The organism is Flagellimonas aquimarina, assembly GCF_003149745.1.
In the GTDB taxonomy this organism is placed as follows: domain Bacteria; phylum Bacteroidota; class Bacteroidia; order Flavobacteriales; family Flavobacteriaceae; genus Flagellimonas; species Flagellimonas aquimarina.
On record NZ_QGEG01000004.1, the window covers coordinates 210,653 to 236,958 of the forward strand.

Sequence of the window (26,306 nt, forward strand, 5' to 3'; positions counted from 1 at the left end):
AATACTGTTAAGATTACTTTTGGCAATTCTGCTAATAATGGTATTGGGCTCCTTGATATTATCAATTCCGGCAGTACAAACCAAAATGGCAAAATATGCCACAAAATCGCTTAACGATGAGTTTGGCACCAATATTTCCATAGACCGTCTTAGTTTATCGCTGTTTAATTTGAACACGGGTATCAAAGGCATATATATTGAAGACTACCAAAAAGACACACTTGCATATATCGAAAAATTGACCACATCAATTTTAAACATTAGAAATGTGGCCAATGGTAAAATGGAGTTTGGTGATATTGATGTAGACGGCCTATTCTTTAACTTAAAAACCTATAAAGGAGAAAGAGATACCAATTTAGATATTTTTGTTGCCAAATTGGACGATGGAAAACCAAGAGCACCGGGTACCCCGCCTTTCTTCATGTCTTCCGATGAAATAAATATCTCTGAAGGCAAGTTTAAACTTGTTGATGAAAACTTGGAATCCCAAGAAATCCTGTATTTCACCGACATGGCTGTTTTGGCAAAAGATTTTCAAGTTTTGGGTCCAGAGGTCACCCTCAACATTGCCGGTTTATCTTTTCAGACCAAGCGGGGATTGAAAATGGAAAATCTTTCTACTCATTTTAAGTATACCAAACAGCAGATGCGGTTTGATTCGTTGAGAATTCAGACTAAAGAATCAAAAATTAAAGGCGATTTAGTGTTCAATTATAATCGTGAGGATTTTTCAGAATTTTTAGATCGAGTTAACGTTGTTGCAGATTTTAATGAGTCTACCATTGCTTTAAACGAAGTCAACTCATTTTACAATGAATTTGGTACAGATAAAGCGGTTTCATTTGCCGGAAAGGTAAGCGGGGTGTTGAACAAGTTGCAGGTAAAAGAATTGTTCATCCAATCTGAAAACACAGGTATTAGGGGCGACTTTGAGTTTGATAACATGTTTAGCAAAGAGGCTCCGTTTATCATGAGGTCAGATATAGATAACCTTACATCTAGTTACTATCAACTAAGGTCTTTGCTGCCAGATATTTTAGGAAAAAACATCCCCTCTTCTATACAAAGACTGGGTCAGTTTACCATTAGAGGAGATGCAGAAGTGACAGAAACATCTCTAGACGTGCAGATCAATTTGAATACGGCCATAGGCAGCAGTTATACCAATTTGCAAATGACCAACATCCAAGCTATAGATGATGCTTCCTATATTGGGTTTGTATCGCTTATAGATTTTGATCTTGGAAACTTTGCAGAAAACGATCAGTTGGGTCTGGCTACAATGGATGTAAATGTTGAAGGAAAAGGGTTTATAGCTGAGTATTTGAACACAGAGGTTATTGGAGAAGTATATAAACTGGAATTTAATGACTATGAATACAATGATTTAAGGGTATCCGGGGTTTTAAAAGAAAAGCTGTTTGATGGTTCTTTGGTAAGTAAGGATGAGAATTTTCAATTTAATTTTAAAGGATTAGCGGATTTTGGCGATAATGCCAATAACTTCAATTTTATTGCTTCCGTGGCGCATGCGGACCTTAAGAAACTTAATTTCATCAATGACAGTGTCTCTGTTTTCAAAGGAGATTTAAATATGGACATCCAAGGAACCACACTGGACAATATCATTGGTCAGGTGCGTTTTTCAAACACAACATATCAAAACATTAATGAAACCTATTATTTTGATGATTTTGCTGTTTCCTCTTCTTTTGACCAAGACACCACAAGAACTGTGGAAATAAACTCACCGGACATTATAACCGGTTATGTAAAAGGAAAATTCAAGGTAAAAGAAATAGGGAAATTAGTACAGAACTCCATAGGAAGCATATATACAAATTATAAACCTTTTGAAATCTCTGAAGGACAAAGGCTCAACTTCAATTTTAAGATCTACAATAAAATAGTGGATGTGTTTTTCCCTCAAGTAGTTTTTGACCCCAACACTTTTATTCGGGGAAATATAATTTCAGATGAAGGCGATTTTAAACTAACATTTAAATCACCAAGTATTGAGGCTTATGGTAACGATTTTGATAACATAGAGTTGAAAATTGACAACAAGAACCCGCTTTTCAACACTTTTGTATCGGTTGAAGATATGTCAACAGTGTACTATGACGTAAAAGACTTCAATCTTATCAATACAACCCTAAAAGACACTCTTTTCTTTAGAACAGAATTTAAAGGGGGCAGCGAATACAATGATAGCTATAATTTGAATTTCTATCATACATTCAACAAAGAAAACAAATCGGTAATAGGGCTCAAAAAATCCGATGTCAATTTCAAGGGTAATGTTTGGGTACTTAACAAAGATGGAAACAATAAGAACAAAGTTATCATTAACAGAACTTTGGACAGCATTAGAATTGAAGATGTTGTTATGGACAATAACGATAGGGAGCAAATAAGGCTAAGGGGAGAATTGGCAGATTCAACGTACAAAGATCTGGACCTACAGTTTAAAATTGTTTCACTTAGCAAGATAACACCAGAAATAGACAGCCTAAAGCTGGATGGGTCTGTAGATGGATTTCTCAATATTTTGCAAAAGGATGGCAAGTATTTACCAACCTCCAGTTTAAACGTTCGTGATTTTAGTATTAACAAAATACGTCAAGGTGATTTAGAAATAGGCATTTTTGGAAATAATGATTTAACACAATTTGGTGTAAGCACTTATTTGAATGACAATGGAAAAGAGAGATTGAGTGTCAATGGTAAGGTTACCAATCTCAATAAAAACAGACAGCTGGATTTGGCCGCAAACTTCACCGATTTTCGTCTTGAGCCTTTCAGCGCTTTGGGTGATGGGGTAATCTCGAACATTAGAGGTAGTGTTAGCGGAAATGCCAAGATTACGGGAAGTGTTTCTAATCCTTCCATAAATGGTGCGCTTAGTTTAAATGATGCAGGAATTGGCATACCTTATCTAAATGTAGATTATGATTTTGCCCCATATTCGAGGGTTCGTCTTTTTGATCAGACCTTTTACTTTGACAATATTAGACTTTCAGATGTAGTTGAGGGTACCACGGCAACTTTGGATGGAACCATAAACCACACCGCTTTTGATGATTGGTCCCTTGATTTGGACGTGGACACAAAAAACAACCGCTTTATGATTCTGAATACAGAATTTGATGAGGAGGCATTGTACTACGGAGCGGGCTTTATAAATGGAACCGGGAGCATTTATGGCTCTACTGATGCTCTTAATATAGCTGTGGATGCGACCACGGCCAGAGGAACATCATTAAAAATACCCTTGAGCGATGTAACCAGTGTTGGCGATTATTCATTTATCAATTTTATTGAGAAAACAGGTTCAGAATCGTTTAAGGAAGAACGGGTGCTAAAAGATTATCAAGGTTTGGAAATGGCTTTTGATCTGGCAGTTACTCCAGAAGCCGAGGTGGAAATTGTGGTGGATAGGAGTACTGGAAGCTCTTTGAAAGGGACTGGGGAAGGTATTCTTCTTATAGAGATCAATACCAATGGTAAATTTAATATGTATGGGGAATTTGTTGCGGTAACAGGAGAATACAATTTTAGGTATGGTGGAGTAATAGATAAGAAATTCCAGGTACGCCCTGGGGGTACCATACTCTGGGAACGTGATCCATTGGCGGCACAACTTAACTTAGAGGCAGTCTACGCACTTAATGCAAACCCCGCTCCGTTATTGGACAATCAAGGATATAAGGCAAGAATACCAACAGAAGTTGTAGTGCGTTTGGATGGGGAGCTGGAAAGTCCTAACATTAATTTTGATATCGATTTTCCTGGAACGAACTCTGTAATACAATCTGAGCTTGAATACAGATTGCAAGATCCAACGGTCAAAGAACGTAATGCATTTTTTCTTTTGGCCCAAGGGACTTTTGTAAATGAACAGACAGGCATAAACCAACAAGCGGTAACCGGTAATTTAATTCAAACGGCATCAGGACTTCTTAATCAAATATTGGCTGGTGACAATGATAAATTCAATTTGGGCGTTTCTTATGAACAGGGCTATTTGGATACTAGCGCAGATATTCAGACTGAAAATAGGATAGGGGTAACGGTATCAACACAAATATCAGATAGAGTTTTGGTAAATGGAAGGGTAGGGGTTCCCGTAGGCGGTGTATCAGAAACAGTGGTTGCCGGTGATGTGGAAGTTCAAGTACTGCTTAATGAGGAAGGCACGTTAAGCGCCAAAATTTTTAATAGGGAAAATGAAGTGCAACAGTTTTTGGCTGAACGCCAAGGATATACACAAGGTCTAGGACTTTCATATCAAGTTGATTTTAATAGTTTTAAGGATTTGATGCAGAAAGTATTCAAAAAGAAGAAAAAGAAGATTGCTCCACCAGAACTTCAACAATCTACAGAGATTATGGGAAAAGATAGTCTTATTCGTTTCACCGCTAAAGACAAGACTTCCAAAAAGTTACCTAATTAAGGTTATATTTTTAGTGTTTTCTGATAAAAAAAATTACGAAAACGTTTGCGAAACCCCCTGAAAACAAATTAGTTAATATGTCATTCATTAATTAAATAAAGTTTCCTAGTTTTGGTTTTTTAAAATTTTGAATGGCATCAGAAATTAAGAAAATAGCGGTGTTTACATCAGGCGGTGATTCTCCAGGAATGAATGCTGGAATTCGCTCGGTAGTTCGTACCTGTGCATATTTAAAAATTGAATGTGTTGGTATCTACAGAGGCTATGAGGGAATGATAGAAGGAGATTTTAAGCCTATGGACGCCCGTAGCGTAAACAATATCATCAACAAAGGCGGAACAATCCTAAAATCTGCCAGATGTGATGAGTTTAGAACTAAAGAGGGGCGTAAGAAGGCTTACGAACAGCTAAAGAAAGAAGGGGTAGATGCGTTTGTTGTTGTAGGAGGCAATGGAAGTTTTGCCGGAGCGCTTGCCTTTAATGAAGAATATAATTTCCCAGTTATGGGAATGCCAGGGACTATAGATAATGATATTTTAGGTTCCACCTATACCATTGGTTTTGATACAGCTATCAATACGGTTGTAGACGCTATTGATAAAATACGGGATACCGCAAGTTCGCATAACCGTCTCTTTTTTGTTGAAGTAATGGGTAGAGATGTGGGGCATATTGCTTTAAATGCGGGAGTGGGAGCAGGAGCAGAGGAAATTTTGATTCCGGAGCAGAATCTTGGTTTGGAACGTTTGCTAGATTCTTTAAAGCGAAGCAAGAAGTCTGGGAAATCGTCCAGTATAGTAATCGTTGCGGAAGGTGATAGAATAGGAAAGAATGTTTTTGAACTAAAGGAATATGTTGAAGAACATTTGCCAATTTATGACGTAAGGGTATCCGTATTGGGGCACATGCAGAGAGGTGGCAATCCTACATGTTTTGATAGAGTACTTGCCAGTAGAATGGGGGTAAAGGCCGTAGAAAGTTTATTGGAGGGGAAGTCCAACTATATGGTGGGTATAAGAGATAATAAACTGATACTTACACCAATAAGTGAAGCAATTAAAGCGCATACAGAGATAGATGAAGAACTCTTAAGAGTTTCTGATATAATGACTACATAATTATAACCAAATACAGTAAAAATGTCAAATTTGAAAATTGGAATTAACGGATTCGGTAGAATAGGAAGATTGGTGTTTCGTTCAACAATAAAGCGAGATAATGTTGATGTTGTGGCTATAAATGATTTGTTGGATGTGGAGCATCTTGCATATTTATTGGAATACGATTCGGTCCATGGAAGGTTTGATGGTACGGTCGAGGTGAAGGATGGAAACCTTATAGTTAATGGAAAAACAATAAGGATTACCGCAGAGAGAGACCCTAAAGTCTTGAAGTGGGATGAAGTGGGAGCTGATATAGTTGCGGAGTGCACGGGTATTTTTACAACTTTGGAAATGGCTCAGTATCATATTGATGGAGGAGCAAAAAAGGTTGTTATTTCTGCACCGTCAAAAGATGCACCAATGTTTGTAATGGGAGTTAACCACAATGACGTAAAAGCATCAGATACAATTGTATCAAATGCATCCTGCACAACAAACTGTCTTGCTCCATTGGCAAAAGTATTGAATGATAAATTCGGTATTGAAGAAGGCCTAATGACTACTGTTCATGCTACCACAGCCACGCAGTTAACTGTGGACGGTCCATCAAGAAAAGATTATAGAGGAGGTAGAAGCGCTATGCTAAACATTATTCCAGCATCTACAGGAGCGGCTAAAGCAGTTACAAAGGTAATCCCCGAACTGTTGGGGAAACTTACAGGGATGGCATTCCGTGTGCCAACAGCAGATGTTTCAGTTGTTGATTTAACTGTTAGGTTGGAAAAAGAAACTTCTTATGATGAAATTAAAAAAGCATTTAAAGAGGCTTCTGAAGGAGATATGGCCGGTATTTTAGGATATACGGAAGAACCCGTTGTCTCACAGGATTTTGTAGGAGATGCAAGAACAAGCATTTTTGACGCAGGAGCTGGTATGGAACTGAACTCCAAGTTTTTCAAAGTTGTTTCTTGGTATGACAATGAAGCAGGTTATTCCAATAAATTAGTTGATTTGGCCCAACACGTGGCAAATCTTTAGTTTATTATCTTACATAGTAAATCCTGAAAAAGGTAATTCGCCTTTTTCAGGATTCATAATAAAATTTGGCATATGATATTGATTGTGGATAGTGGAGCAACCAAATCTGATTGGATTGCTTTAGACAAAACTGGTGAACAATTGTTCCTTACCCAGACACTAGGGCTGAGTCCTGAGGTACTTACACGGGAAGTTATAGAGGACAGATTGGCCAACAATTTTGAACTTTCCAAAAATAAAGATATCGTAACCCAATTGTATTTCTACGGTGCAGGTTGTGGTACCGATAGAATGAAGAACTTTCTAAAAGAAATCTTCAAGGATTTTTTTCCAAATGCAAAGGCAGAAGTAAGAGAAGACACTTTTGCAGCAATTTATTCTACCACTAAAATTGGGCACCAAGGAATAGTGTGTATTTTAGGTACCGGGTCAAACTGCAGTTACTATGATGGTCATCAATTGTTTCAGAAGGTAACCTCTTTGGGTTATATTTTAATGGATGACGGAAGCGGTAATTTTTTTGGAAGAAAGCTTTTAAGAGATTATTACTTTCATAAAATGCCACAAGATTTGGGAATAAGATTTGCCAAGGAATACAATTTAGATGCAGATGTAATAAAGGAGCATCTTTATAAGCAACCAAATCCCAATACGTATTTGGCAACCTTTGCGCGTTTTATTATTGAAAACAAAGACCACCCTTATTGCCGAGGGGTCATAGACAAAGGGTTGCAGCAGTTTGTGAACAACTATATAATGCAGTTTGAGCTAGCAACAAAAGTTCCCATAAACTTTGTTGGAAGCATTGCACATTTTTTAAGTGATGAACTCACTACCGTGTTGGAACGCAATGACTTAATATTAGGGGTTATCCGTAGACGTCCTATAGAAGGTTTAATGGAATTCCATAGAGAGACTATTTAATTGCAATCATAGAAATTTCTACGTTCACGAATTTTGGGAGATTAGCAACTTCTACAGTTTCTCTAGCAGGCGCGGTATCTGTATTAAAATACGCTCCATACACCTCGTTTATTTCGGAAAACTGATGCATATCCTTGATGAAGATGGACGTCTTTACGACATTTTCAAATGTCATATCGGCTTCGGAAAGAATCGCCTTTAGGTTTTCCATAGACTGTTTGGTTTCTTTTTTTATATCACCTTCAACCAATGCTCCCGTTGCTGGGTCGATGGGAATTTGCCCAGAGATATAAAGTGTGTCTTTAATGAGCACTGCTTGATTATAAGGGCCTATTGGTGCTGGGGCACTGGAGGTATTTATTATTTTTTTCATGTGATGATGTTTTAATTGATAGTTGGATACCAAGTTATTTAAAAATTTGTTCTACCTGCTAAAGGGCTGGCTCCTATTTTCCCATTTAAGATCACTGAGAATAGAGCTCTTTATCCCAATAAAGAAATACCATCGTTCAAATCTTCCAAAAGGAGTCCAGTCAAAGCTTAGGCGAAAACTGTTCAAATCCCTTTTAAAATTAAGTCGAGTGTCCGCAAATCCTTTGTTTTTAATGTCATAACCGGAGTTGAACCCAACCTCCCATTTAGGGGAAAGTTGCACATTGCCAGAGAACATTAATGAGTGATTGGTTATTTCCTTCTGTCTATTACTGTTGTTATATGTAGCTACATAGGTAAATCTTAAATCCCAAGGAATTTTGGTGTTGTAAAGTGGATTGTCCACCTCGTCAGAATCTGGGTTATCCTTCTGAAAAAATGGTTCTCCATCTCTTGCACCTTCCAATTCAAATGGGTTTGCACCATAATCTGGGTCTTGGTCTTCCGCTTTCTTGCTATTTTTATCGCCCCCTTTTTTAAACATGTCACTTCTTAAAGAGAATCCGGTATTTATTCTTGCAGATGTCAAACGTAAAAGCCCGCCCCCATTATTAACATTGAAGGTGTTGATTCTTCTCCCGTTGTTATCTATTGCATAAGGGTCCAATGTGGCGGAAAAGTTAATAGGAACATTTTTTATGATTTCAGTACCACCATTTAGGTTAATAGGGCTCAATTTTAGCGAATCGGCTTCAAAATTATAGCTTGTAGATAATGTAAGGTTACTAAGTATGCTAACTTTCCTAGGTTCTACAACAGTGGAGTCCTTGTCCCTTACCTTGGCCTCTAATGTATTTTGTAATGAAAAGCCTATAGAATTACTTTTGCTTAAAGAAGGTCTTCCATACAAGCTAGTTTCAAACGGGGTATATTGAACATCTTCCCCATCACCATCTGCATAGGTTTCATAAAACTGTTCAAATGAAGGAGCGTACGTATAGCTAATAGATGGACGCATAACATGCCTTATGGCTTGTATTTTTTTGTCTTCACCAAAATTAAAAGTACCATAAACAACGGTACCTACGCTAGCTCCAAGGTTATATCTGTTGAACCTATCAAACCCGGCAATGGTATCGGTAACCACTTCTTCCTGTTCGGCATCAAATCTTCGACTTATTGTTTCTAGTGCCCAAACATCCTCATAACTACCGTTTAAGCTTACACTTAAGTATTTGGCTACTTTAAAATTGGTCCCAATAGGAATTCTATGTCTGGCACCTACTCGAGCATCATCAAACATTGCACTGGTAAAAAAATCCTCTTCCGTAGTGGTTATGCTATTTTGTGCATTTACATCGTACTGCAAGTTGACATTCTGAACAATTCCTTTTTTAATACCATCACGTTTGGCAAATGGAAAAATACGTTCCATGCTGGCTTGAAAAGTTGGTAAGGACATTTGAATGGCCTGTGTTCGCGAGTTTTGCGAGTGGGTCAATGTAAGACTTGTGTTTACAGATGGATATGCCGGAAAGGTTTTGGAATAGCTTATGGAAGAAGCAAATGTATTAGTTTGTGTATTTGACCTATTTACCTGATTTAAAGAATTGGTAAAAAACTGACTGCTACCCAAGTTTACGGAAGCTGAAAACCTGGAATTTGGGCTAGCCTTGGCATCTTGTGTATGTCTTATCTGGATATTGTAATTACTTGTACGGCTAAAATCATCAAATCCTTTTTGACTTTGAATAAGATTTTCAAAATTGAAATTTATGTTCCCCCTGAACTTATAGCGTTTTGCATAAATGGATTGCGCTCTAAAACCATAACTACCATTTGTATAAAAATCCCCGGTAAGACTTAAATCCACGTAGTCGCTTATTGGTAAATAGTATCCTCCGTTCTGTAAAAAATAGCCTCTATTTGGGTCATTGCCAAAGGTTGGGAATATTAACCCTGCGGATCGCCCTGTTGTAAGTGGAAAATAAGCAAAAGGCAGTGCAACAGGGGTGGGAACATCAACAATATAAATATTGCTGAAACCTGCTATTATTTTCTTTTTGGGCACAAACTTAGCTTTGCGGATTCTAATATAATAATCCGGGTCAATCGTGTCTTTGGATGTAGTCAGTTTTCCTTCGCTTAAAAAATAGACCGAATCATTTTCCTTTTTAGTGATCTCTGCATAGACCTTCATTGCATCTGCACCCAATTGGCCCAATCCCGCCTGTTGTTCTGTTCTTGAGTTCCAGATCAGCGCTTTTTGCGTATCAAAATTGAATCTAATGGAGTCTGGCCTTACTTCGTTTGTTCCCTGTTTAAAATAAGGTAATTGAGAATAAGTGCCAGTAGAATCTTTTAATCTACCTGCATAGACTTCGTTTTTTATGTAGTCCATTATAATGATACCCGCCTTGAGTTCTGTATCTTGATAATATATTTCGGCCTCGTTATATAAATATATTTTGTTGTCTTTTTGGCTTAGTTTTACATAGTCCTTGGCCTTATATTTAATTTTATCAAGTAGTAAAGGCTGTTTTCCTTGAACGGTATCTGTTTGTATTGAATCAGCGGAAATAGAGTCATTTAATATGTTGGTAGGTAATAGTGGAGCGGTAATACTATCGGTGGTTCCCTTTATTGGTAAAGGCTTGATAAGGTCTTCTTGCGCCAGAAGATTTATTGTGCCGCCAAGGAGAACAAATAGGAAAACTAAAAGATGTTTGTTTGATTGCAACGTGATAAATCCTATTTTTGTGCTAGTTTGGCTTAGTTTTTGGGCTCAAACTTACATATATTTTTTGTTCTGTTGATTGGGGATTACAATATTTTTAACCATTACAGAGCACTATAATTACTCAGTTCTTATGAATAAAAGTCAGCTAGCTTTTTTTGTTCTACTCTTTATACTTCCTTTGGCTTCATTTACCAAAAATGATACCGAAGCACTACCAAAAGATAAGTTTATTGTTGTTTTAGATGCTGGACATGGCGGACATGATCCGGGCAACTTGGGAAATGGATACCTAGAAAAAAATATTGCCTTGGGCATTGTATTGAAAGCTGGTGAGGAATTAGAGAAAAATCCGAATATCAAAGTGGTCTACACTAGAAAGGATGATACGTTTGTTGATCTTTTTGTAAGAGGGGAAATTGCCAATCAGGCAAACGCTGATCTTTTTGTCTCGGTTCACTGCGATTCACATAGCTCAGATGCCCATGGAGCAGGAACTTTTGTTCTTGGACTTCATGCCAATAGACAAAATTTTGAAGTAGCAAAGAAAGAAAACTCTGTTATTTACCTTGAGGATGATTATGAGAAGCGGTACGCAGAATACGATATTAATTCTCCCGAATCTGTTATAGGACTTACCATTATGCAAGAAGAATTTTTGGACCAAAGCATTATGCTGGGCAAAAAGCTTCAAGATAACTTTACTAAAAAATTAAGAAGGAAAGACAGAAAGGTAAAGCAAGCTGGTTTTATTGTCTTGCATCAGACCTTTATGCCAAGTGTTTTGGTGGAATCAGGTTTTTTGACCAATAAAACTGAGGGAAGTTATTTAAACTCCAAAAAAGGCCAAAGTGAAATGGGCAAAGCCATTGCCGCTGCTATTTTAGCTTATAAAGCAGATATTTCCAATGGTTTCGATGCAGAAGATATTCCCATTGTTATTGAAGATAGTTCGGGAGCGGTGCATACCACCACAAAGAAGACACAGGAAGAACCAAAGCAAGAAACTCTCTCCACAACCACTTCAGATACAAAACCGGCAGTTACGGTAGCACAAAAAACAGAAAAGTCTATAACGCCAAAAAGTGAATTTATTTTTAAAGTGCAATTAATGGCCAGTGCCAAAAACATTCCATTGAAGGGCGCTAATTTTAGAGGATTGGATATCTTGTCCAAAGAACCGTTCAAGAACCTCTACCGCTATATGTACGGTAATGCCACTTCCTATAATGAGGCAAAAAACCTTAAAACCAAAGCTGATGCCAAAGGGTATAACACTTCCTATATCGTGGCATATAAAAATGGTGTAAGAGTTTCATTAAAAGAAGCCCTTAAATAGGAATGAAAGAACTATAGTTGCCTTCTCAAAATTATTCCTAATTTTGTTTGAACAGTAAACAGAACCTTTTGAAACTATCCAGGGAAATCAAAACTGGGATTATAGTACTTGCGGGAATTTTAGCATTGATTTTCGGGTTAAGTTATCTAAAGTCCTCTTCATTTTTTGAAAACAACAAAACGTTTTACGCTTTATACGACCACGTAGGTGGACTACAACAAGGAACCCAAGTTTCCATAAACGGCCTTGTTGTTGGTAATGTGATAAGCATAAAGTTCAATGACAATAAATTTAGATCTGTTGTTACATTTTCGATTAATGAAGGATATGAATTTTCAAAGAACAGTAGAGCAGAAATTTATGATACTGGGATAATTGGGGGTAAAGGCATCCAAATTCATCCAGTTTTTGACGACTCTCCAATGGCAAAATCCGGAGATACGCTCAAATCCAGTATTAAACCGGGCATTACGGCTCTTGTACAGGAAAAACTAACTCCTTTGCAAATGAAGGTGGAAGGAGCGGTTTCTCATGCAGACTCTTTGCTAATGAATGTTAACGATGTTCTTGATGACCAAACCAGATTGGAATTAAGACAAAGTATAGCTGGACTAAATGATTTGGTTAATTCTTTTAAAGGCAGTGCGGATAAACTGAATAGTTTATTGGAAAACAATAAAGAGCAATTAGACAATTCCTTAAAAAATGTAGATAATATTACCGCTAACTTTTCTAAACTTTCAGACTCATTGGCAAATGCTGGTTTGGCAGAAACAGTTTCTAATTTTCAAACTACTGTGGAGAAGTTGAACGCGGTACTTGGGAAAATTGAAAAAGGAGAAGGTTCTCTTGGGAAACTTGCCCATGATGATAAACTGTACGAGAACCTTAACTCTGCCTCACGAGAACTAGACCTTTTGCTGCAAGATTTTAGGCTTAACCCTAAGAGGTACGTTAATGTTTCGGTATTTGGAAAGAAGCAAAAAGAATACGAGCTTCCAGAAAATGATCCAGCAGCACAAAACCAGAATTAATATATGGAGTACTTACCCAATATACTTTTTGCCATTATCCTTATTGTTGGAATAGGATTTTTTTCAAAAAATGTCAAAAAATTATCCAGAAATATCAAACTAGGAAAAGATGTTGATGTAAGCGATAACAAATCGCAAAGATGGAAGAACATGGTAAGGATTGCTTTAGGTCAAACCAAAATGGTAGTACGTCCTATAGCTGGGTTAATGCACATAATCGTTTATGTAGGTTTTGTAATCATCAACATTGAGGTTTTAGAAATAATTATAGATGGGGTATTGGGAACTCATAGAATATTTGCCTCATTGGGAACATTGTATGATTTCTTGATAGGTTCTTTTGAGGTATTGGCCTTCTTGGTCATAGTTGCGGTCGTTGTTTTCTGGATCAGAAGAAATATCATCAAACTAAAGCGATTTATAAAACCAGAAATGGATGGTTGGCCAAAGAAAGATGGCAATATGATATTGTACATTGAATTGGTGCTGATGCTTCTATTCTTAACGATGAATGCAGCTGATTTTCAATTACAGCAATTAGATGCAGCGCATTATACTAAAGCAGGAGCTTTTCCCGTAAGTCAAATAATAGCACCATTATTTGATGGTATGTCCGTTTCCAATTTAATACTGATTGAGCGCACGGCGTGGTGGTTACATATTGTTGGAATATTGTCTTTTTTAAACTACCTCTATTATTCCAAGCACCTGCATATTTTATTGGCTTTTCCAAACACATATTACGGAAAGCTGGCACCGCAAGGGGAGTTTAACAATGTAGAAGCGGTCACCAATGAGGTAAAACTAATGATGGATCCTTCCGCAGACCCTTTTGCTGCTCCGGCAGAGGATGCTCCTGACCCAGAAAAGTTTGGAGCTTCAGATGTTATGGATTTAAATTGGGTACAACTACTAAATGCTTATACATGCACAGAATGTGGTAGATGTACTTCGGAATGTCCTGCTAACCAGACAGGGAAAAAACTTTCTCCAAGAAAAATAATGATGGATACCCGTGACCGACTGGAAGAAGTAGGTAAAAACATGGATGCCAATAAAGGGGAGTTTGTGGCAGATGGAAAACAATTGTTGGGCGATTACATCAGCCACGAAGAATTGTGGGCGTGCACTACGTGCAACGCATGCGTTGAGGCCTGCCCAGTGAGCATAGACCCTTTATCTATTATTATAGAGATGCGAAGGTTTCTGGTAATGGAACAATCCGCGGCACCATCAGATTTGAATAATATGATGGGCAATTTGGAAAATAACGGAGCTCCTTGGCCTTTTAACCAGATGGATAGACTTAATTGGGCACAAGAATCTTAAACAATACTAAATGGCAAATGAAATGAACGTACCTACCATGGCTTCCCTTTTTGCAGAAGGAAAACAACCTGAAGTTTTGTTTTGGGTAGGCTGTGCAGGAAGTTTTGATGATAGAGCAAAAAAAATAACCAAGGCATTTATAAAAATATTGAACAAAGCAGAAGTCAGCTTTGCAGTATTGGGTACAGAGGAAAGCTGTACCGGTGATCCAGCTAAAAGAGCTGGTAACGAGTTTTTGTTTCAAATGCAGGCTGTTACCAATATAGAAGTGATGAACGCATATGAAGTAAAAAAGGTAGTTACGGCATGTCCACATTGCTTTAATACCATCAAAAACGAATACCCGGGATTAGGAGGTAATTATGAAGTAATTCACCATACACAGTTTTTAAAACAATTGCTGGATGAGGGTAAGATTTCCTTGGAAGGAGGTACCTATAAAGGAAAACGGATTACATACCATGACCCATGTTACCTAGGCCGGGCAAACAATGTTTTTGAAGCTCCAAGAGACTTGATCAAGAAACTAGATGCCGAGCTTGTTGAAATGAAAAACTGCCGCAAGCGCGGCCTTTGCTGTGGAGCTGGTGGAGCTCAAATGTTCAAAGAACCGGAAAAAGGTGATAAAGACGTGAATATTGAGAGAACTGAACAGGCGTTGGAAACCCAGCCCGAGATCATAGCTGCAGCATGTCCTTTTTGCAATACCATGATGACTGATGGGGTGAAAAATAAAGAAAAAGAAGCCGCGATCAAGGTTATGGATGTAGCAGAACTTATTGCAAGCGCTGAAGATTTATAGACAATTTAATTTCCTTTTATCATGAAACACCTTTTAACATATACATGTTTTCTCATTGGTATTGTTTTGATGTTTGCTTTTACAACTAAAAATAAAATGGCCGAGGACTTGTTATTCTATGCTTCCTTTGATAATGGCACATCTGCAGATGTAGCCGTTGGGGACAAAGAGATGTATACGGCTGACCTAAGAAGGAACATTGAAAATGCAAAACCTGGATTACTGAACCCAGATGTGGAAATTGCCAAGGGAAAAGGGTTGTCCGGAAATGCTCTGGATTTTAAGAAGAAAAGCAGAATGGTAACCTTCTTTAAAGCTCATGAAAATATGGGGTATTCCAAGGAAAATTGGAATGGTTCGGTATCCTTCTGGTTACAATTAAATCCAGAAAAAGATTTAGAACCGGGTTACTGTGACCCCATTCAAATAACCGATGTAAATTATGATGATGCTGCCCTATGGGTCGATTTCACCAAAAGTAATCCAAGAAACTTTAGGTTAGGTGTGCTGGGCGATTTGGAAGTTTGGAATCCAGATAAATTGGGGCCGGATGAGAACCAAGATTACTTAAAGCGATTGGTTACCGTACAACAACCTCCATTCAAAAGAGGAGAATGGACACATATTGTCATTAATTTTTCTGGATTAAATACAGAAAAAGGAATTTCAGAACTGTTTATAAATGGAAAAAGTATGGGTACATCACCCACTATAAAAGATCCTTTTACGTGGGAAGAAGAAAGAGCAAACATAATGTTAGGTCTAAATTATATAGGTTTGTTGGATGAATTGGCAGTGTTTAATAGACCTTTGACTTCAAAAGAAATAGAACTTGTTTTTGATACCAAAGATGGGTTAAAATCAATTTTAAATTGATTTAAGGATAAACTTAAAAAAATAGATTTTCATGTTAGTACCTTTTGAAACGCTTCCTGATAATGCTAGAATATGGATTTATCAGTCAAATAGAAGCTTAAATGACGCGGAACTAAAAGAAATAGAGGAAAGCCTTGCTGCATTCTTAAAAGAATGGACTGCACACGGGAGTGAATTGGAAGCTGGCTTTGAACTAAAGTATAAGCGATTTATAGTAATAGGTCTAGATCAGTCCAAAGCTGGCGCATCTGGCTGCTCAATAGATACATCAGTACATTTTATCCAAAATTTGGAACAAAAGTATAAGGTTGAGTTATTGGATAGAATGAATGTTTCATTCAAGCAGGGAGAGTACATTACCTATAAGTCATTAAAAGATTTTAAAAGAATGGCTAGGGAAAAAGCCATCTCGGGCAATACCATTGTATTTAACAATTTAGTTGCCAGTAAAGCTGAATACCAAGAGCATTGGGAAGTTCCTGCTAGTGAGAGTTGGCATTCAAGATTTGTAGGATGATATCCTTAAATAATCCTAAATACAGTGCTTTCTTCGATGAAATACAATATTTTTATCAGTTGTAAGTTCATGTCCTAGACAGATATTTATGCGGATAAACCTTTACTTTCCCTTTTTCTTACTGTTTTTTTTAGGTGTTAGTGGTCAGAACAGCCCACTGATTACTAAAGATTCATTGGCACAACTTGGTTGGGTAGATACCAAGTACAATAGCATGTCCTTAGAAGAGCGTATTGGACAATTGTTCATGGTAAGTATTTCTTCTAGTCAAGATAAAACAGCAACCGACAAAATAAAACAACTCATAAAGGAACACCATCTTGGTGGCGTAATTTTTTCAACTGGCGGACCAGTTCGCCAAGCAAAACTTACAAATGAGTATCAATCAAACTCTAAAATACCGCTATTAATAGGCATGGATGCGGAATGGGGCCTTGCCATGCGTCTAGATTCCACCTATGCTTTTCCTTGGAATATGACTTTGGGCGCAATAAGAGATAGCGCTATAGTTGAAAAAGTAGGATTTCAAATAGGTAAACATGCAAAAAGACTTGGGGTGCATATCAATTTTGCACCGGATATAGATGTAAACAATAACCCCAAAAATCCCATAATAGGCAACCGCTCCTTTGGGGAAGACCCCGCAAACGTAGCCCAAAAAGGGATGGCATTTATGAAAGGAATGGAAAAGGCAGGTGTTTTATCTTGCGGAAAGCATTTTCCAGGACATGGAGATACAGCTACAGATTCCCACAAAGCATTGCCCATCATCAATTCAACAAGAGAACGACTTGATTCTATAGAACTATTTCCATTTAAAAGTTTGATAAATAATGGGTTGAGTTCAGTGATGGTTGCACATTTGGATGTTCCCAATGTAGAAATTAGAGAAGGATTGCCCTCTACGCTTTCAGAACAGATTGTTTCTGGGCTGTTACAAACGGAACTGGGCTTTAAAGGGTTGATTTTTACGGATGCACTGAATATGAAAGCGGTTTCAAAATTCGCGCCAGAAGGAGAGGTGGAACTTGAAGCTTTTCTTGCAGGAAATGATATGCTTTTAATGCCCGAAGATGTTCTTAAGGCAAAAGAAAAATTGGTAGAGGCATATAGTAAAGGAAGAATTACGGAAGAAAGACTTGCTTTTTCTGTAAAGAAGATATTAATGGCCAAGTACAAAGCAGGCCTGGCCAATTATAATCCAATAGAGTTGGAAAACCTTTATGAGGATTTAAACGACGTTGAAAATGATGTTGTATATGAAGAGGCCATTGAAAATGCAATTACCATTGCAAAAAATAATTTCTCCTTGCTCCCAATTAAAAAGCTTGAGAATAAAAGAATTGCATATGTGAAGTTCGGAGATGATTCTGGACAAGCTTTTTCTGAAACACTTTCCAAGTACGCAAATGTCACCCAAATCAATGCCAAGGATGCAGCTGGATACAGAAAATTATTAGGAGAGTTCAATCTGGTTATTATTGGTTTTCACAAAAGCAATGAAAGCCCCTGGAAACGATATAAGTTTTCCGAGAATGAACTATTTTGGCTGCAAGAAATATCAAGACTTAGAACTAGTAACACCATACTAGCGGTGTTCGCAAAACCTTACGCACTTTTAGATGTAGTGAATTTTGATACTATTGATGGAGTTGTTGTTGCCTATCAAAACAGTGAAATTGCTCAAGAGAAAGCGGCCGAAGTGATTTTTGGTGCTGTGGATGCAAAAGGAACGTTGCCCGTTTCAGTAAATGATAAATTTCTGGTAAATACTGGAACCAAACTTAAAGCTTTAAAAAGATTAGGATATAGCATTCCTGAAAGAGTTGGTTTAAGCTCCAGAAAATTGGCGGTGGTAGATAGTTTGGTACAAGTTGGTTTGGATTCTTTGATGTACCCTGGGGCCCAAGTCTTAATTGCTAAAAAAGGGAAGGTAATCTATAACAAGAGTTTTGGAAAACCTACATATGCAACGGAGCAAGAAATAGATGGTAATTCAATCTATGATCTGGCTTCATTGACCAAGATTCTTTCTACTTTACCTTTAATAATGAAAATGGAAGAGGAAGGTAAAATTGCATTGAACAATACGTTTAAGGAGCTAGTTCCAGAATATGAATCCTCAGAATTAAAAGACGTAACGGTTCTAAAAGCACTTTCCCATTATGGTCGTCTACCTGCATGGATTGCATTTTATATAGACACTTTGACCAAAAATAGAAAACCATCTTCGGATTTTTACAGAAATCAGCCTACGGAAGGTTTTTCATATAAAGTTTCTGACCATCTTTATTTAACGGATGCTTATAAAGATTCAATTTACAATAGAATAGGGAGGCAGTCATTAAAATCCAATAGGTACCGTTATAGTGATGTGGCCTATTATGTTTTCAAAAAATATATAGAGGACACTTATGGTAAATCCATAGATGAATTAATCAGTGAGTTTTTATATACTCCAATGGGTTTACAACGCACTTCTTTCAATCCATTGAACAAGTTTTCAAAAAATGAAATTGTACCTTCAGAGGAGGACAAATACTTTAGGTATCAAACGGTACAGGGCTATGTGCATGACATGGGCGCAGCGATGCAAGGAGGAGTAGGAGGACATGCTGGATTGTTTAGTAATGCCAATGATGTGGCCAAAATAATGCAGATGTATCTTCAAGGCGGGTTATATGGCGGTAAGCGTTTTTTAAACGAGAGGACCATAAAAAAATTCAATACTTGTTATTTTTGCCATAAAGATGTGCGAAGGGGAGTTGGTTTTGATAAACCCCAGTTGAAGGAAAAGGGACCCACCTGCGGATGCGTGTCCAGAAAAAGCTTTGGGCATAGCGGATTTACGGGAACATATACTTGGGCAGACCCAGATGAAGAGCTTGTTTACGTTTTTTTATCAAACAGAACATATCCTTCTGCAAGTAATACACTTTTGGTAAAGTCAGCTTTAAGAACAAGAATTCAGCAAGCTATTTATGATTCTATTATAAATTAGACTGTAAATATTGATTTAGATTTGTTGGTATGAAGATAGCAATCGTTTGTTACCCTACGTTTGGCGGTAGTGGAGTTGTAGCCACAGAATTAGGAATTGCCTTGGCAGAAAGAGGGCATGAGGTTCACTTTATAACCTACAAACAACCTGTGCGCCTAGAACTTTTAGGAAATAACATTCACTTCCATGAAGTGCATGTGCCCGAATATCCTTTGTTTCATTATCAGCCTTATGAACTGGCATTATCTAGCAAATTGGTAGATACGGTTAAGTTTTATGGCATAGAACTGTTGCATGTGCATTATGCAATTCCACATGCATATGCAGGATATATGGCAAAAAAAATGCTTCAAGAGGAAGGAATTTTTATTCCTATGATCACTACGCTTCATGGTACAGATATAACTTTGGTGGGGAAACACCCATTTTATAAACCGGCGGTCACATTTAGCATCAATAAATCTGATGTTGTTACTTCAGTTTCCGAGGATTTAAAACAAAGCACTTTGGAAATCTTTAATATTGAAAAAGAGATAGAAGTTATTCCCAATTTCATAGATACCTCAAAATACAGTTTGGATTATACTGATTGCCAACGCTCTTTAATGGCTAATGAGGATGAGAGGATCGTTACCCATATAAGTAATTTTAGAAAGGTGAAACGTATTCCAGATGTAATCAATGTATTTCATAAAATCCAAAAAGAAATACCTGCAAAACTGATAATGGTAGGGGAAGGGCCAGAAAAAGAAATGGCCGAACAGCTTAGTGATGACCTTGGAATTAAGGACAAAGTGTTGTTTTTGGGCAATAGCAATGAGATAGATAGGATCCTATGCTTTTCAGACCTATTCTTATTGCCGTCAGAATCTGAGAGTTTTGGCCTAGCTGCATTGGAAGCAATGATTAACAGGGTAGCTGTGATTTCAAGTAATACAGGAGGAATCCCTGAAGTTAACAAAGATGGTGTTTCAGGATTTCTTGCCAACGTGGGAGATGTGGATGAAATGGCATCAAAAGCACTGCAAATATTAAGGAGTGATGAAGTTTTGGCAGATTTCAAAGAAAATGCGTACAAAGTAGCTTCTAAATTTGATATCTTACATATTTTGCCATTATATGAAGAGGTATATGAGAAAGCATACAAGTCAAGATTCAAAAATTCATATTAGTATTTTGAAACATTTTGTAATTATAGTTTTGGTATGTTTTGCGTCATGTAAGGCTCAGAAGGAAACGCAATTGCAATCTAGTGAGAATGATGAGATGATTTTGATAGCACATGATGCATTTAGTGGTGTTACCGAGTACGAGACCATGGTTGTGAGAGATGTAAAATCTCTTAATAAATTTTATGCTACAATAAATAAAACCCGTAAACCTGGACTGCCTGTACCGGTCATAGACTTCTCAAAGGATATGGCCCTTATTGTTTGCTTAGGCGAGCGTAAAGGGCAAAAAATACCTGAGCTATCCAAGACGGAAGAATCTGAAAATGAGGTTATAATGGCAATTGAAATGATTGCTCCAAAAGAAACCAAGAACTCAGAAAACCAATCTGTTTCATATCCTTTTTATGTTTATAAGGTCCCCTATACTTCCAAATCCATAAGTTTTCAAAAATTACGCTGGTAGTCCAGTAATACCCTCTCTTTTTAGCTTCTTATCGAAAATTAGAGCACTTGAAAGTACAAAAGATGTCATTTTTGCACAGTTGAACTAGTTTTGCTTTCAGTAATCCTCAAATCTTACATTATGAAAGCTTCAAAACCAGTTATTGCTGTGTTGGCCTTGTTATTTTCCTTGGTAATTACTGCCCAAGAAAAGCCACTAACGAAAAAAGACAGTATAGTCAAAAGTGCATGGATTGTTTCCATAGGAACCAATTTTGTTGATGATTCTGGTGATGAATTTGGTGAACTGTTTGATTTTAAAGAAGGTTGGAACGCTGTTCCATTTCCTTCTCGCGTAAGTATTGGCCGTTATTTTGAAAACGGCATTGGACTTGAGGCAATAGGAACATATAACAAATACAAGGAAGGAAAGATTGTTGATAATGCTGTAAATCTTGAAGATGTAGATTATCTAGGCATTGACTTTAGGGTAAGCTATGATTTAAATATGATTTTAGGCGATACTGGTTTTTTTGACCCTTATATTGGCATTGGAGCCGGGTATACAGATGCAAATAACCAAGGTAGAGGAACTTACAATGCAGTTTTAGGTTTTAGAACTTGGTTGTCCGATCATTGGGGTTTGGATTTTAGTTCTACTGGCAAGTGGACAATGAGTACTGATAATTCCACAAACCATGTTCAACATTCCGCTGGTCTTGCATATAGATTTAATATTAAGAAAGGCCTTTCAAGAAAAGGTGAGGAAAAATTGGCCTTTTTGGAAGAGTTGGAAAAAGAGCAACAAAGAGTTCAAGACTCGATAGCTGCTAAAGAAAGAGCTAATGAAGAAGCCCGTTTGCTAGCGGAAAGGTTGGAAAGAGAAAAAGAAGCGGCAAGATTGGCTGCAGAAAAAAAGAAGAAAGAGGAAGAAGACGCCAGACGTGCAAAAATAGAGAATGAAGTTAGGAACCTTGGAAGAGTGTTCTTTAAATTAAACTCATCATACCTTTCAACCAAGGACAAAGAGGTTTTGGATAAATTAGTGGGAATATTGGAAAGAGCACCAAGTTTGGTCATTGAAGTTTCAGCACATACAGATTCTAGAGGAACAGATAAATACAATCAATGGCTATCTGAAAAAAGAGCAAAACGAACTGTTGAATATATAATTTCCAAAGGAATCTCTCAGGAAAGAGTCAAATACGATGCATTTGGAGAAACTAGGCTGACCAATGAATGTGATGATGAAACACCTTGCCCAGAAAAGAAACACAGCGAAAATAGAAGGTCGGCATTTGAAATAATAAATCCTTGATCAGAATAGATTAAAGTCTTTTTTTAGTAAGAAGAATTTAAATACTGCTGATGGTACTTTGATAAGAGTTAAAAAACACTCTAACCAAAGTACCATCAGCAGTATTTTTTTATCTAAGGTTATTTTTAGTTATAATTTAATAGGCATCATTCTGTCGCACTTAGAAAACATTAGACCGGCGGAGAACTTGTTGAATTTATCTATATCGATGTCACCGTTGATCCATGAAATGTATATGGCAGGAGTGTTAATGCCCGCTTCATGCGAAAAAGGATACCCACCACCAAATCTAGGGTTCATTTCTAAGTAATAGACTTTGTCATCTTTGAAAAAGAAATCGCAATCCATATTCCCAACATGCTTGGTATTTTTAGCAATTATTTTAGCAATTTCCGAAAACTTGTCATCTATTACTGATACGGCCTTATCTGTTTCTCCTGAACGCATTGCTAGTTTTTTACGAACAAACGAATTGTAATGATTGCCTTCAAGATCGTTCAAAATATCAATCCCGTATTCTTCGCCATCAATTTTTTCCTGTATAAGAATACTTTTCTCAATATCCTCAGAACTTGCATTTTTTAAAATGGATTTCTGTACTTTAAGGTGTTGTAGTTTATAGGCGAGCATAAGTTCCTCTTCGTTTTCAGCAATGTCAATGGAAATTGAAGCACTTCCCCATCTGGGTTTAATGATTAAAGGATAATGCAATTCAGAATTTTGAATAGCATCAAGCGCGTCTTGTATAGTTAAATATGTTTTTGGGGTATCTATTCCAATACTCTTGAAAAAAGTGAAAGTTCTCCATTTATCAAAGGCAATTGCTATGGTGTCAGGGTTAGAAATAATAACTCTTGCCCCTAGGTTTTCTAATTCCTTCCTGTGCTTTGACAAGATTGGCAGCTCAAGGTCATTCAAGGAAATAACTGCATCAATATTTTCCTCTTTTATTACCTCTTTTAGGGCAGGGATATAAGCCGAATCGTATATACTGGGAACTTTCCTAGCTATGTCAGCATCTACTAGGGCAGGGGCTGAAAGTTGCATGTCAACGGCAACAACTTTTCCATTTCCATTCAATGATTCTTTAAAATAGTTAATAAGGTAATTTCTTCTTCCAGCGCAGGTAAAAAGGATATTGGTGTTTTTCATCTATATAGTTGGCTTGGTGATAAAAGAACTATCTAATGCATTTTGCAGGAGTTGTTCTGAATACAAATTTCGTGTAATTTTTCTTTTTTTGGAGCTCAACAATGGAATTTCATCAACATACTCAACTTTTAGTTCAGCATCACTCCCAACAATTGATTTGAAAAGAGCTACTAATTTCATCTCCTGTAAAAATTCTCCTTTTACATTGATTTTAATTATATATGCAGTTTTTTTGGTTTGGATAAACTGCACTTGTTCTATCTCTGGATATTGAGGCAAAATGCCCATAAATTTAAAAGGACTGATCATTGCTCCTTTTGTGTTGAATAGAATATCGGCTTTTCTTCCCTCTACCGTTTTTAGCATAGGAAATGTATGATTATCTATGTCGGTGAGTGCTCCAATATCACCGGTATCATAGCGAATCATGGGAGTTGCGTGGTTATAGAGATCAGTTATAACTATTCGCCCAAGATTTCCTGCTTTTACTGGAACATCTTTTTCAAAATCTAAAACCTCCAGAACGTAACTCGCCCAATTAATTTCAAAATAATTACTGTCGCCGCGCTGTTGTGCGATTATCCCATTTTCAAAATTTGAATATCTGGATACCATAGGCGTATTGAAATAATGCGACATTTTACTTCTTACATGACTACTTAGATTTTCTGACATTCCAATAATGGATTTTACATTGCAATTCAAAGGTTTCGAATTTATGGAATCAAGATAATCACAAATTTTTTCTAATCCGGATGGATAAGCAAGCCATCCCTTTGGTGACTTGTCTTTTTGAAGTTTTATTAATAGAGCCTCAATATAATTGGAATTTAAATCTTCAATATTTATCTGGTCTATGTTTTGCATATAGGCCGAAATCTTCTTTTTCTTTAAGTTTTTGTTCCATAGCCTTAAATAAAGTAATTTATCCCCAATAGTGTAGCCGGCTTTCCCTGCAAAATATATGGTGTCCGCTGTATTTCTATGTCTTTTCCTTCGGGTTTGATAAACCATAAATGGTGTTCCAGTGGATCCGCTTGTAAATATGGAATGTAGTTTGGTTTCTCTGGAAGATGCAATTTGAAGTTCATCAAAATTTTCCTTGATGATATGCTTGTTTATTACTGGAAAGTCTTGAAGAGATTCATAGTTTTTAAACGTACTGTAAAATGGGGTTTCTTGGGTAACTTTATCAAGAAGATTATACAGTCTTATTTCATTCTTTTTTTGAAGTGAATCAAAGGAGTTTTGAGTTAACAAGCGTCGAATATCTTTCAATTCCCTTAGGACTTTTCCTCCTTTAAAAGCATCTAGAGCCCAAAAAGATAAGTATCTAAGCTTAGAAGGCAGGTTATTTTTCATAGCAAAATGAGTTAAGTTCAGGTCTAAAAATCAAGGGCATCAATTTTTATACTTTCTTCTATTCACCAAAGGTTATTATACATTGTAAACAATATTGACCAATTTGGTGAGGATTTAGGGCAAAATTATGGCAAAGATACAATGTCATTATTAGCAATAGATATCAAAAACTTTAAACTTTACGCTAAATTTTTATGATATAATGTTTCTAAAAAGTTGTGTAAATCTAGATTTTTAGAAAGCTGCAAACATCTCCTAAATAGCAACGAAAATTTTGCACAATTAGTATGGTATAATTCAAGGTGTAAGTTTTTGACAGACACTGTTTTTATTAAAGCGATAAAGACGAATGTTTCAGTCAAAGTTTTTTTTTGCGTTTCATCGATATTTTAAATCAAAATAATTGATTCTGTTTACCGTGCTATACCTTTGTTATATTCCCCCTGTTCATCAACCTTTAAACCAATTCTCCATGGTCAAAAAATTACTTTCAGCCTTATTTTTATTAGGAACTTTTATGGCTGCTGCGCAGAATTTGCACACGCAATCAAATGCAGCTTCAATTGAAAACGAATCTGACGCGACAACGGGTTGGACCGGTTTAGGAGTTATTACTTCAGACAATACAGAAGCCCAAACGGGCAACTTTGCTATTAGGGTGGAATCCACCGCTAACAACGGTAGAACATTGCAATATACTTTTAATGCAACCGTTGGGGTAGATTATACAATTCAAATTTGGGCAAAGCAAGGTCCTCAAGTCACTAATAATAATGATCCGGCTTTCGCCAATTGGTCTGGGTTCAGTGGTTTTTCTACAACAACAATTAATAATACAGATTGGGTTGAGTACGTTTTTAACGTAACTGCAACAGCTACCAATCCAATAATAAGAGTGTATACCAGCCCTTACCAATTCAGGTTTACCGCAGGCAACACCGTAATTATAGATAGCGTATCCATTACTGCTGATGGTAGTGATACAGAAAACCCAAGTGCGGTTTCAGATTTATCTTCTTCAAATACTACAGATACAACAACTGACCTTAGTTGGAGCGCATCTACTGACAATGTGGGGGTGACCAACTATGAGGTCTTTCAAGATGGTGTCAGCATCGCCAATACTGGAACAACCACTAATTTTAATGTTACGGGCCTTTCTCCAAGTACCGGTTACAACTTTACGGTATTTGCGGAGGATGCCGCAGGCAATACTTCTGCAGTGAGCAATACTGAGACGGTAAATACTCTGGCCGATAGCCAAGCTCCCAGTGCAATAGCAGATTTGTCCTCATCAAACACAACTGAAACCACTACAGATCTTTCTTGG

Annotated in this window: 19 protein-coding genes; 15 read left to right on the forward strand and 4 right to left on the reverse strand. The window is 37.0% G+C overall.

Annotated features, from left to right (window positions below):
• Positions 1-37 precede the first annotated feature (37 nt).
• The 4 genes from DKG77_RS15470 (at position 38) to DKG77_RS15485 (ending at position 7,524) form a co-directional block, all read left to right on the forward strand.
• Positions 38-4,459 carry a translocation/assembly module TamB domain-containing protein gene (locus DKG77_RS15470; RefSeq protein WP_109664963.1) on the forward strand — a complete coding sequence of 1,474 codons (4,422 nt, stop codon included), beginning with the start codon at positions 38-40 and terminating at the stop codon, positions 4,457-4,459.
• A gap of 131 nt (positions 4,460-4,590) precedes the next feature.
• Positions 4,591-5,577: a 6-phosphofructokinase gene (pfkA, locus tag DKG77_RS15475; protein WP_109664966.1), complete on the forward strand. Its 987-nt coding sequence runs from the start codon at positions 4,591-4,593 to the stop codon at positions 5,575-5,577.
• Positions 5,578-5,598: 21 nt separating this feature from the next.
• Positions 5,599-6,600, forward strand: a complete 1,002-nt coding sequence (gap, locus tag DKG77_RS15480) for a type I glyceraldehyde-3-phosphate dehydrogenase (protein WP_109664969.1) — start codon at positions 5,599-5,601, stop codon at positions 6,598-6,600.
• Positions 6,601-6,672: 72 nt separating this feature from the next.
• Positions 6,673-7,524: an N-acetylglucosamine kinase gene (locus DKG77_RS15485; protein WP_109664972.1), complete on the forward strand. Its 852-nt coding sequence runs from the start codon at positions 6,673-6,675 to the stop codon at positions 7,522-7,524.
• On the opposite strand, the gene DKG77_RS15490 is transcribed toward DKG77_RS15485, so the two are convergent.
• Both DKG77_RS15490 and DKG77_RS15495 read right to left on the reverse strand, forming a co-directional pair.
• A complete protein-coding gene (locus DKG77_RS15490) occupies positions 7,517-7,897 on the reverse strand; it encodes a RidA family protein (protein WP_109664975.1) in 381 nt (126 codons plus the stop codon). The genes DKG77_RS15485 and DKG77_RS15490 overlap by 8 nt on opposite strands.
• Before the next feature lie 51 nt (positions 7,898-7,948).
• Entirely contained in the window at positions 7,949-10,636 is a 2,688-nt protein-coding gene (locus DKG77_RS15495; RefSeq protein WP_109664977.1) for a putative LPS assembly protein LptD, read from the reverse strand.
• Positions 10,637-10,766: 130 nt separating this feature from the next.
• On the opposite strand from DKG77_RS15495, the gene DKG77_RS15500 reads away from it, so the two are divergent.
• From DKG77_RS15500 to DKG77_RS15545, 10 genes are all read left to right on the forward strand, one after another.
• On the forward strand, positions 10,767-11,972 hold the full coding sequence (locus DKG77_RS15500; protein WP_109664980.1) for an N-acetylmuramoyl-L-alanine amidase family protein: 1,206 nt from the start codon (positions 10,767-10,769) through the stop codon (positions 11,970-11,972).
• A gap of 68 nt (positions 11,973-12,040) precedes the next feature.
• Positions 12,041-13,006, forward strand: a complete 966-nt coding sequence (locus DKG77_RS15505; protein WP_109665045.1) for an MlaD family protein — start codon at positions 12,041-12,043, stop codon at positions 13,004-13,006.
• Between the two features lie 3 nt (positions 13,007-13,009).
• On the forward strand, positions 13,010-14,335 hold the full coding sequence (locus DKG77_RS15510; RefSeq protein WP_109664983.1) for a 4Fe-4S dicluster domain-containing protein: 1,326 nt from the start codon (positions 13,010-13,012) through the stop codon (positions 14,333-14,335).
• Between the two features lie 10 nt (positions 14,336-14,345).
• Entirely contained in the window at positions 14,346-15,137 is a 792-nt protein-coding gene (locus tag DKG77_RS15515) for a (Fe-S)-binding protein (RefSeq protein WP_109664986.1), read from the forward strand.
• 21 nt (positions 15,138-15,158) lie between these two features.
• The gene (locus DKG77_RS15520) at positions 15,159-16,013 is read left to right on the forward strand and encodes a LamG-like jellyroll fold domain-containing protein (RefSeq protein WP_109664989.1); all 855 of its coding nucleotides are present in this window, start codon (positions 15,159-15,161) and stop codon (positions 16,011-16,013) included.
• A 31-nt stretch (positions 16,014-16,044) separates the two neighbouring features.
• The gene (locus DKG77_RS15525; protein WP_109664992.1) at positions 16,045-16,530 is read left to right on the forward strand and encodes an ABC transporter ATPase; all 486 of its coding nucleotides are present in this window, start codon (positions 16,045-16,047) and stop codon (positions 16,528-16,530) included.
• A gap of 88 nt (positions 16,531-16,618) precedes the next feature.
• Positions 16,619-19,531 (forward strand): glycoside hydrolase family 3 N-terminal domain-containing protein, encoded by a 2,913-nt coding sequence (locus DKG77_RS15530; RefSeq protein WP_109664995.1) that lies wholly within the window; start codon positions 16,619-16,621, stop codon positions 19,529-19,531.
• Between the two features lie 29 nt (positions 19,532-19,560).
• Positions 19,561-20,703: an N-acetyl-alpha-D-glucosaminyl L-malate synthase BshA gene (gene bshA / locus DKG77_RS15535; protein ID WP_109664998.1), complete on the forward strand. Its 1,143-nt coding sequence runs from the start codon at positions 19,561-19,563 to the stop codon at positions 20,701-20,703.
• 4 nt (positions 20,704-20,707) lie between these two features.
• Positions 20,708-21,166 (forward strand): hypothetical protein, encoded by a 459-nt coding sequence (locus DKG77_RS15540; RefSeq protein WP_133248468.1) that lies wholly within the window; start codon positions 20,708-20,710, stop codon positions 21,164-21,166.
• Between the two features lie 120 nt (positions 21,167-21,286).
• Complete coding sequence (locus tag DKG77_RS15545) at positions 21,287-22,462, forward strand: OmpA family protein (RefSeq protein ID WP_109665003.1); 1,176 nt, start codon at positions 21,287-21,289, stop codon at positions 22,460-22,462.
• Positions 22,463-22,591: 129 nt separating this feature from the next.
• Here the strand turns inward: DKG77_RS15545 and DKG77_RS15550 are convergent, their stop codons facing one another.
• Together DKG77_RS15550 and DKG77_RS15555 are read right to left on the reverse strand one after the other, a co-directional pair.
• A complete protein-coding gene (locus DKG77_RS15550) occupies positions 22,592-23,614 on the reverse strand; it encodes an ATP-grasp domain-containing protein (RefSeq protein WP_109665006.1) in 1,023 nt (340 codons plus the stop codon).
• A complete protein-coding gene (locus tag DKG77_RS15555; protein WP_109665009.1) occupies positions 23,615-24,976 on the reverse strand; it encodes a phenylacetate--CoA ligase family protein in 1,362 nt (453 codons plus the stop codon).
• A 472-nt stretch (positions 24,977-25,448) separates the two neighbouring features.
• On the opposite strand from DKG77_RS15555, the gene DKG77_RS15560 reads away from it, so the two are divergent.
• A partial coding sequence (locus DKG77_RS15560; protein WP_165819407.1) for a fibronectin type III domain-containing protein occupies positions 25,449-26,306 on the forward strand: 858 nt, incomplete at its 3' end.

Coding starts and splice junctions, on each gene's coding strand:
- pfkA (WP_109664966.1), top strand. CDS start 4,591: ATGGCATCAGAAATTAAGAAAATAGCGGTGTTTACATCAGGCGGTGAT.
- bshA (WP_109664998.1), top strand. CDS start 19,561: ATGAAGATAGCAATCGTTTGTTACCCTACGTTTGGCGGTAGTGGAGTT.
- DKG77_RS15515 (WP_109664986.1), top strand. CDS start 14,346: ATGGCAAATGAAATGAACGTACCTACCATGGCTTCCCTTTTTGCAGAA.
- DKG77_RS15485 (WP_109664972.1), top strand. CDS start 6,673: ATGATATTGATTGTGGATAGTGGAGCAACCAAATCTGATTGGATTGCT.
- DKG77_RS15555 (WP_109665009.1), bottom strand. CDS start 24,976: ATGAAAAATAACCTGCCTTCTAAGCTTAGATACTTATCTTTTTGGGCT.
- DKG77_RS15550 (WP_109665006.1), bottom strand. CDS start 23,614: ATGAAAAACACCAATATCCTTTTTACCTGCGCTGGAAGAAGAAATTAC.
- DKG77_RS15520 (WP_109664989.1), top strand. CDS start 15,159: ATGAAACACCTTTTAACATATACATGTTTTCTCATTGGTATTGTTTTG.
- DKG77_RS15530 (WP_109664995.1), top strand. CDS start 16,619: ATGCGGATAAACCTTTACTTTCCCTTTTTCTTACTGTTTTTTTTAGGT.
- DKG77_RS15525 (WP_109664992.1), top strand. CDS start 16,045: ATGTTAGTACCTTTTGAAACGCTTCCTGATAATGCTAGAATATGGATT.
- DKG77_RS15470 (WP_109664963.1), top strand. CDS start 38: ATGGTATTGGGCTCCTTGATATTATCAATTCCGGCAGTACAAACCAAA.
- DKG77_RS15500 (WP_109664980.1), top strand. CDS start 10,767: ATGAATAAAAGTCAGCTAGCTTTTTTTGTTCTACTCTTTATACTTCCT.
- DKG77_RS15510 (WP_109664983.1), top strand. CDS start 13,010: ATGGAGTACTTACCCAATATACTTTTTGCCATTATCCTTATTGTTGGA.
- DKG77_RS15545 (WP_109665003.1), top strand. CDS start 21,287: ATGAAAGCTTCAAAACCAGTTATTGCTGTGTTGGCCTTGTTATTTTCC.
- DKG77_RS15490 (WP_109664975.1), bottom strand. CDS start 7,897: ATGAAAAAAATAATAAATACCTCCAGTGCCCCAGCACCAATAGGCCCT.
- gap (WP_109664969.1), top strand. CDS start 5,599: ATGTCAAATTTGAAAATTGGAATTAACGGATTCGGTAGAATAGGAAGA.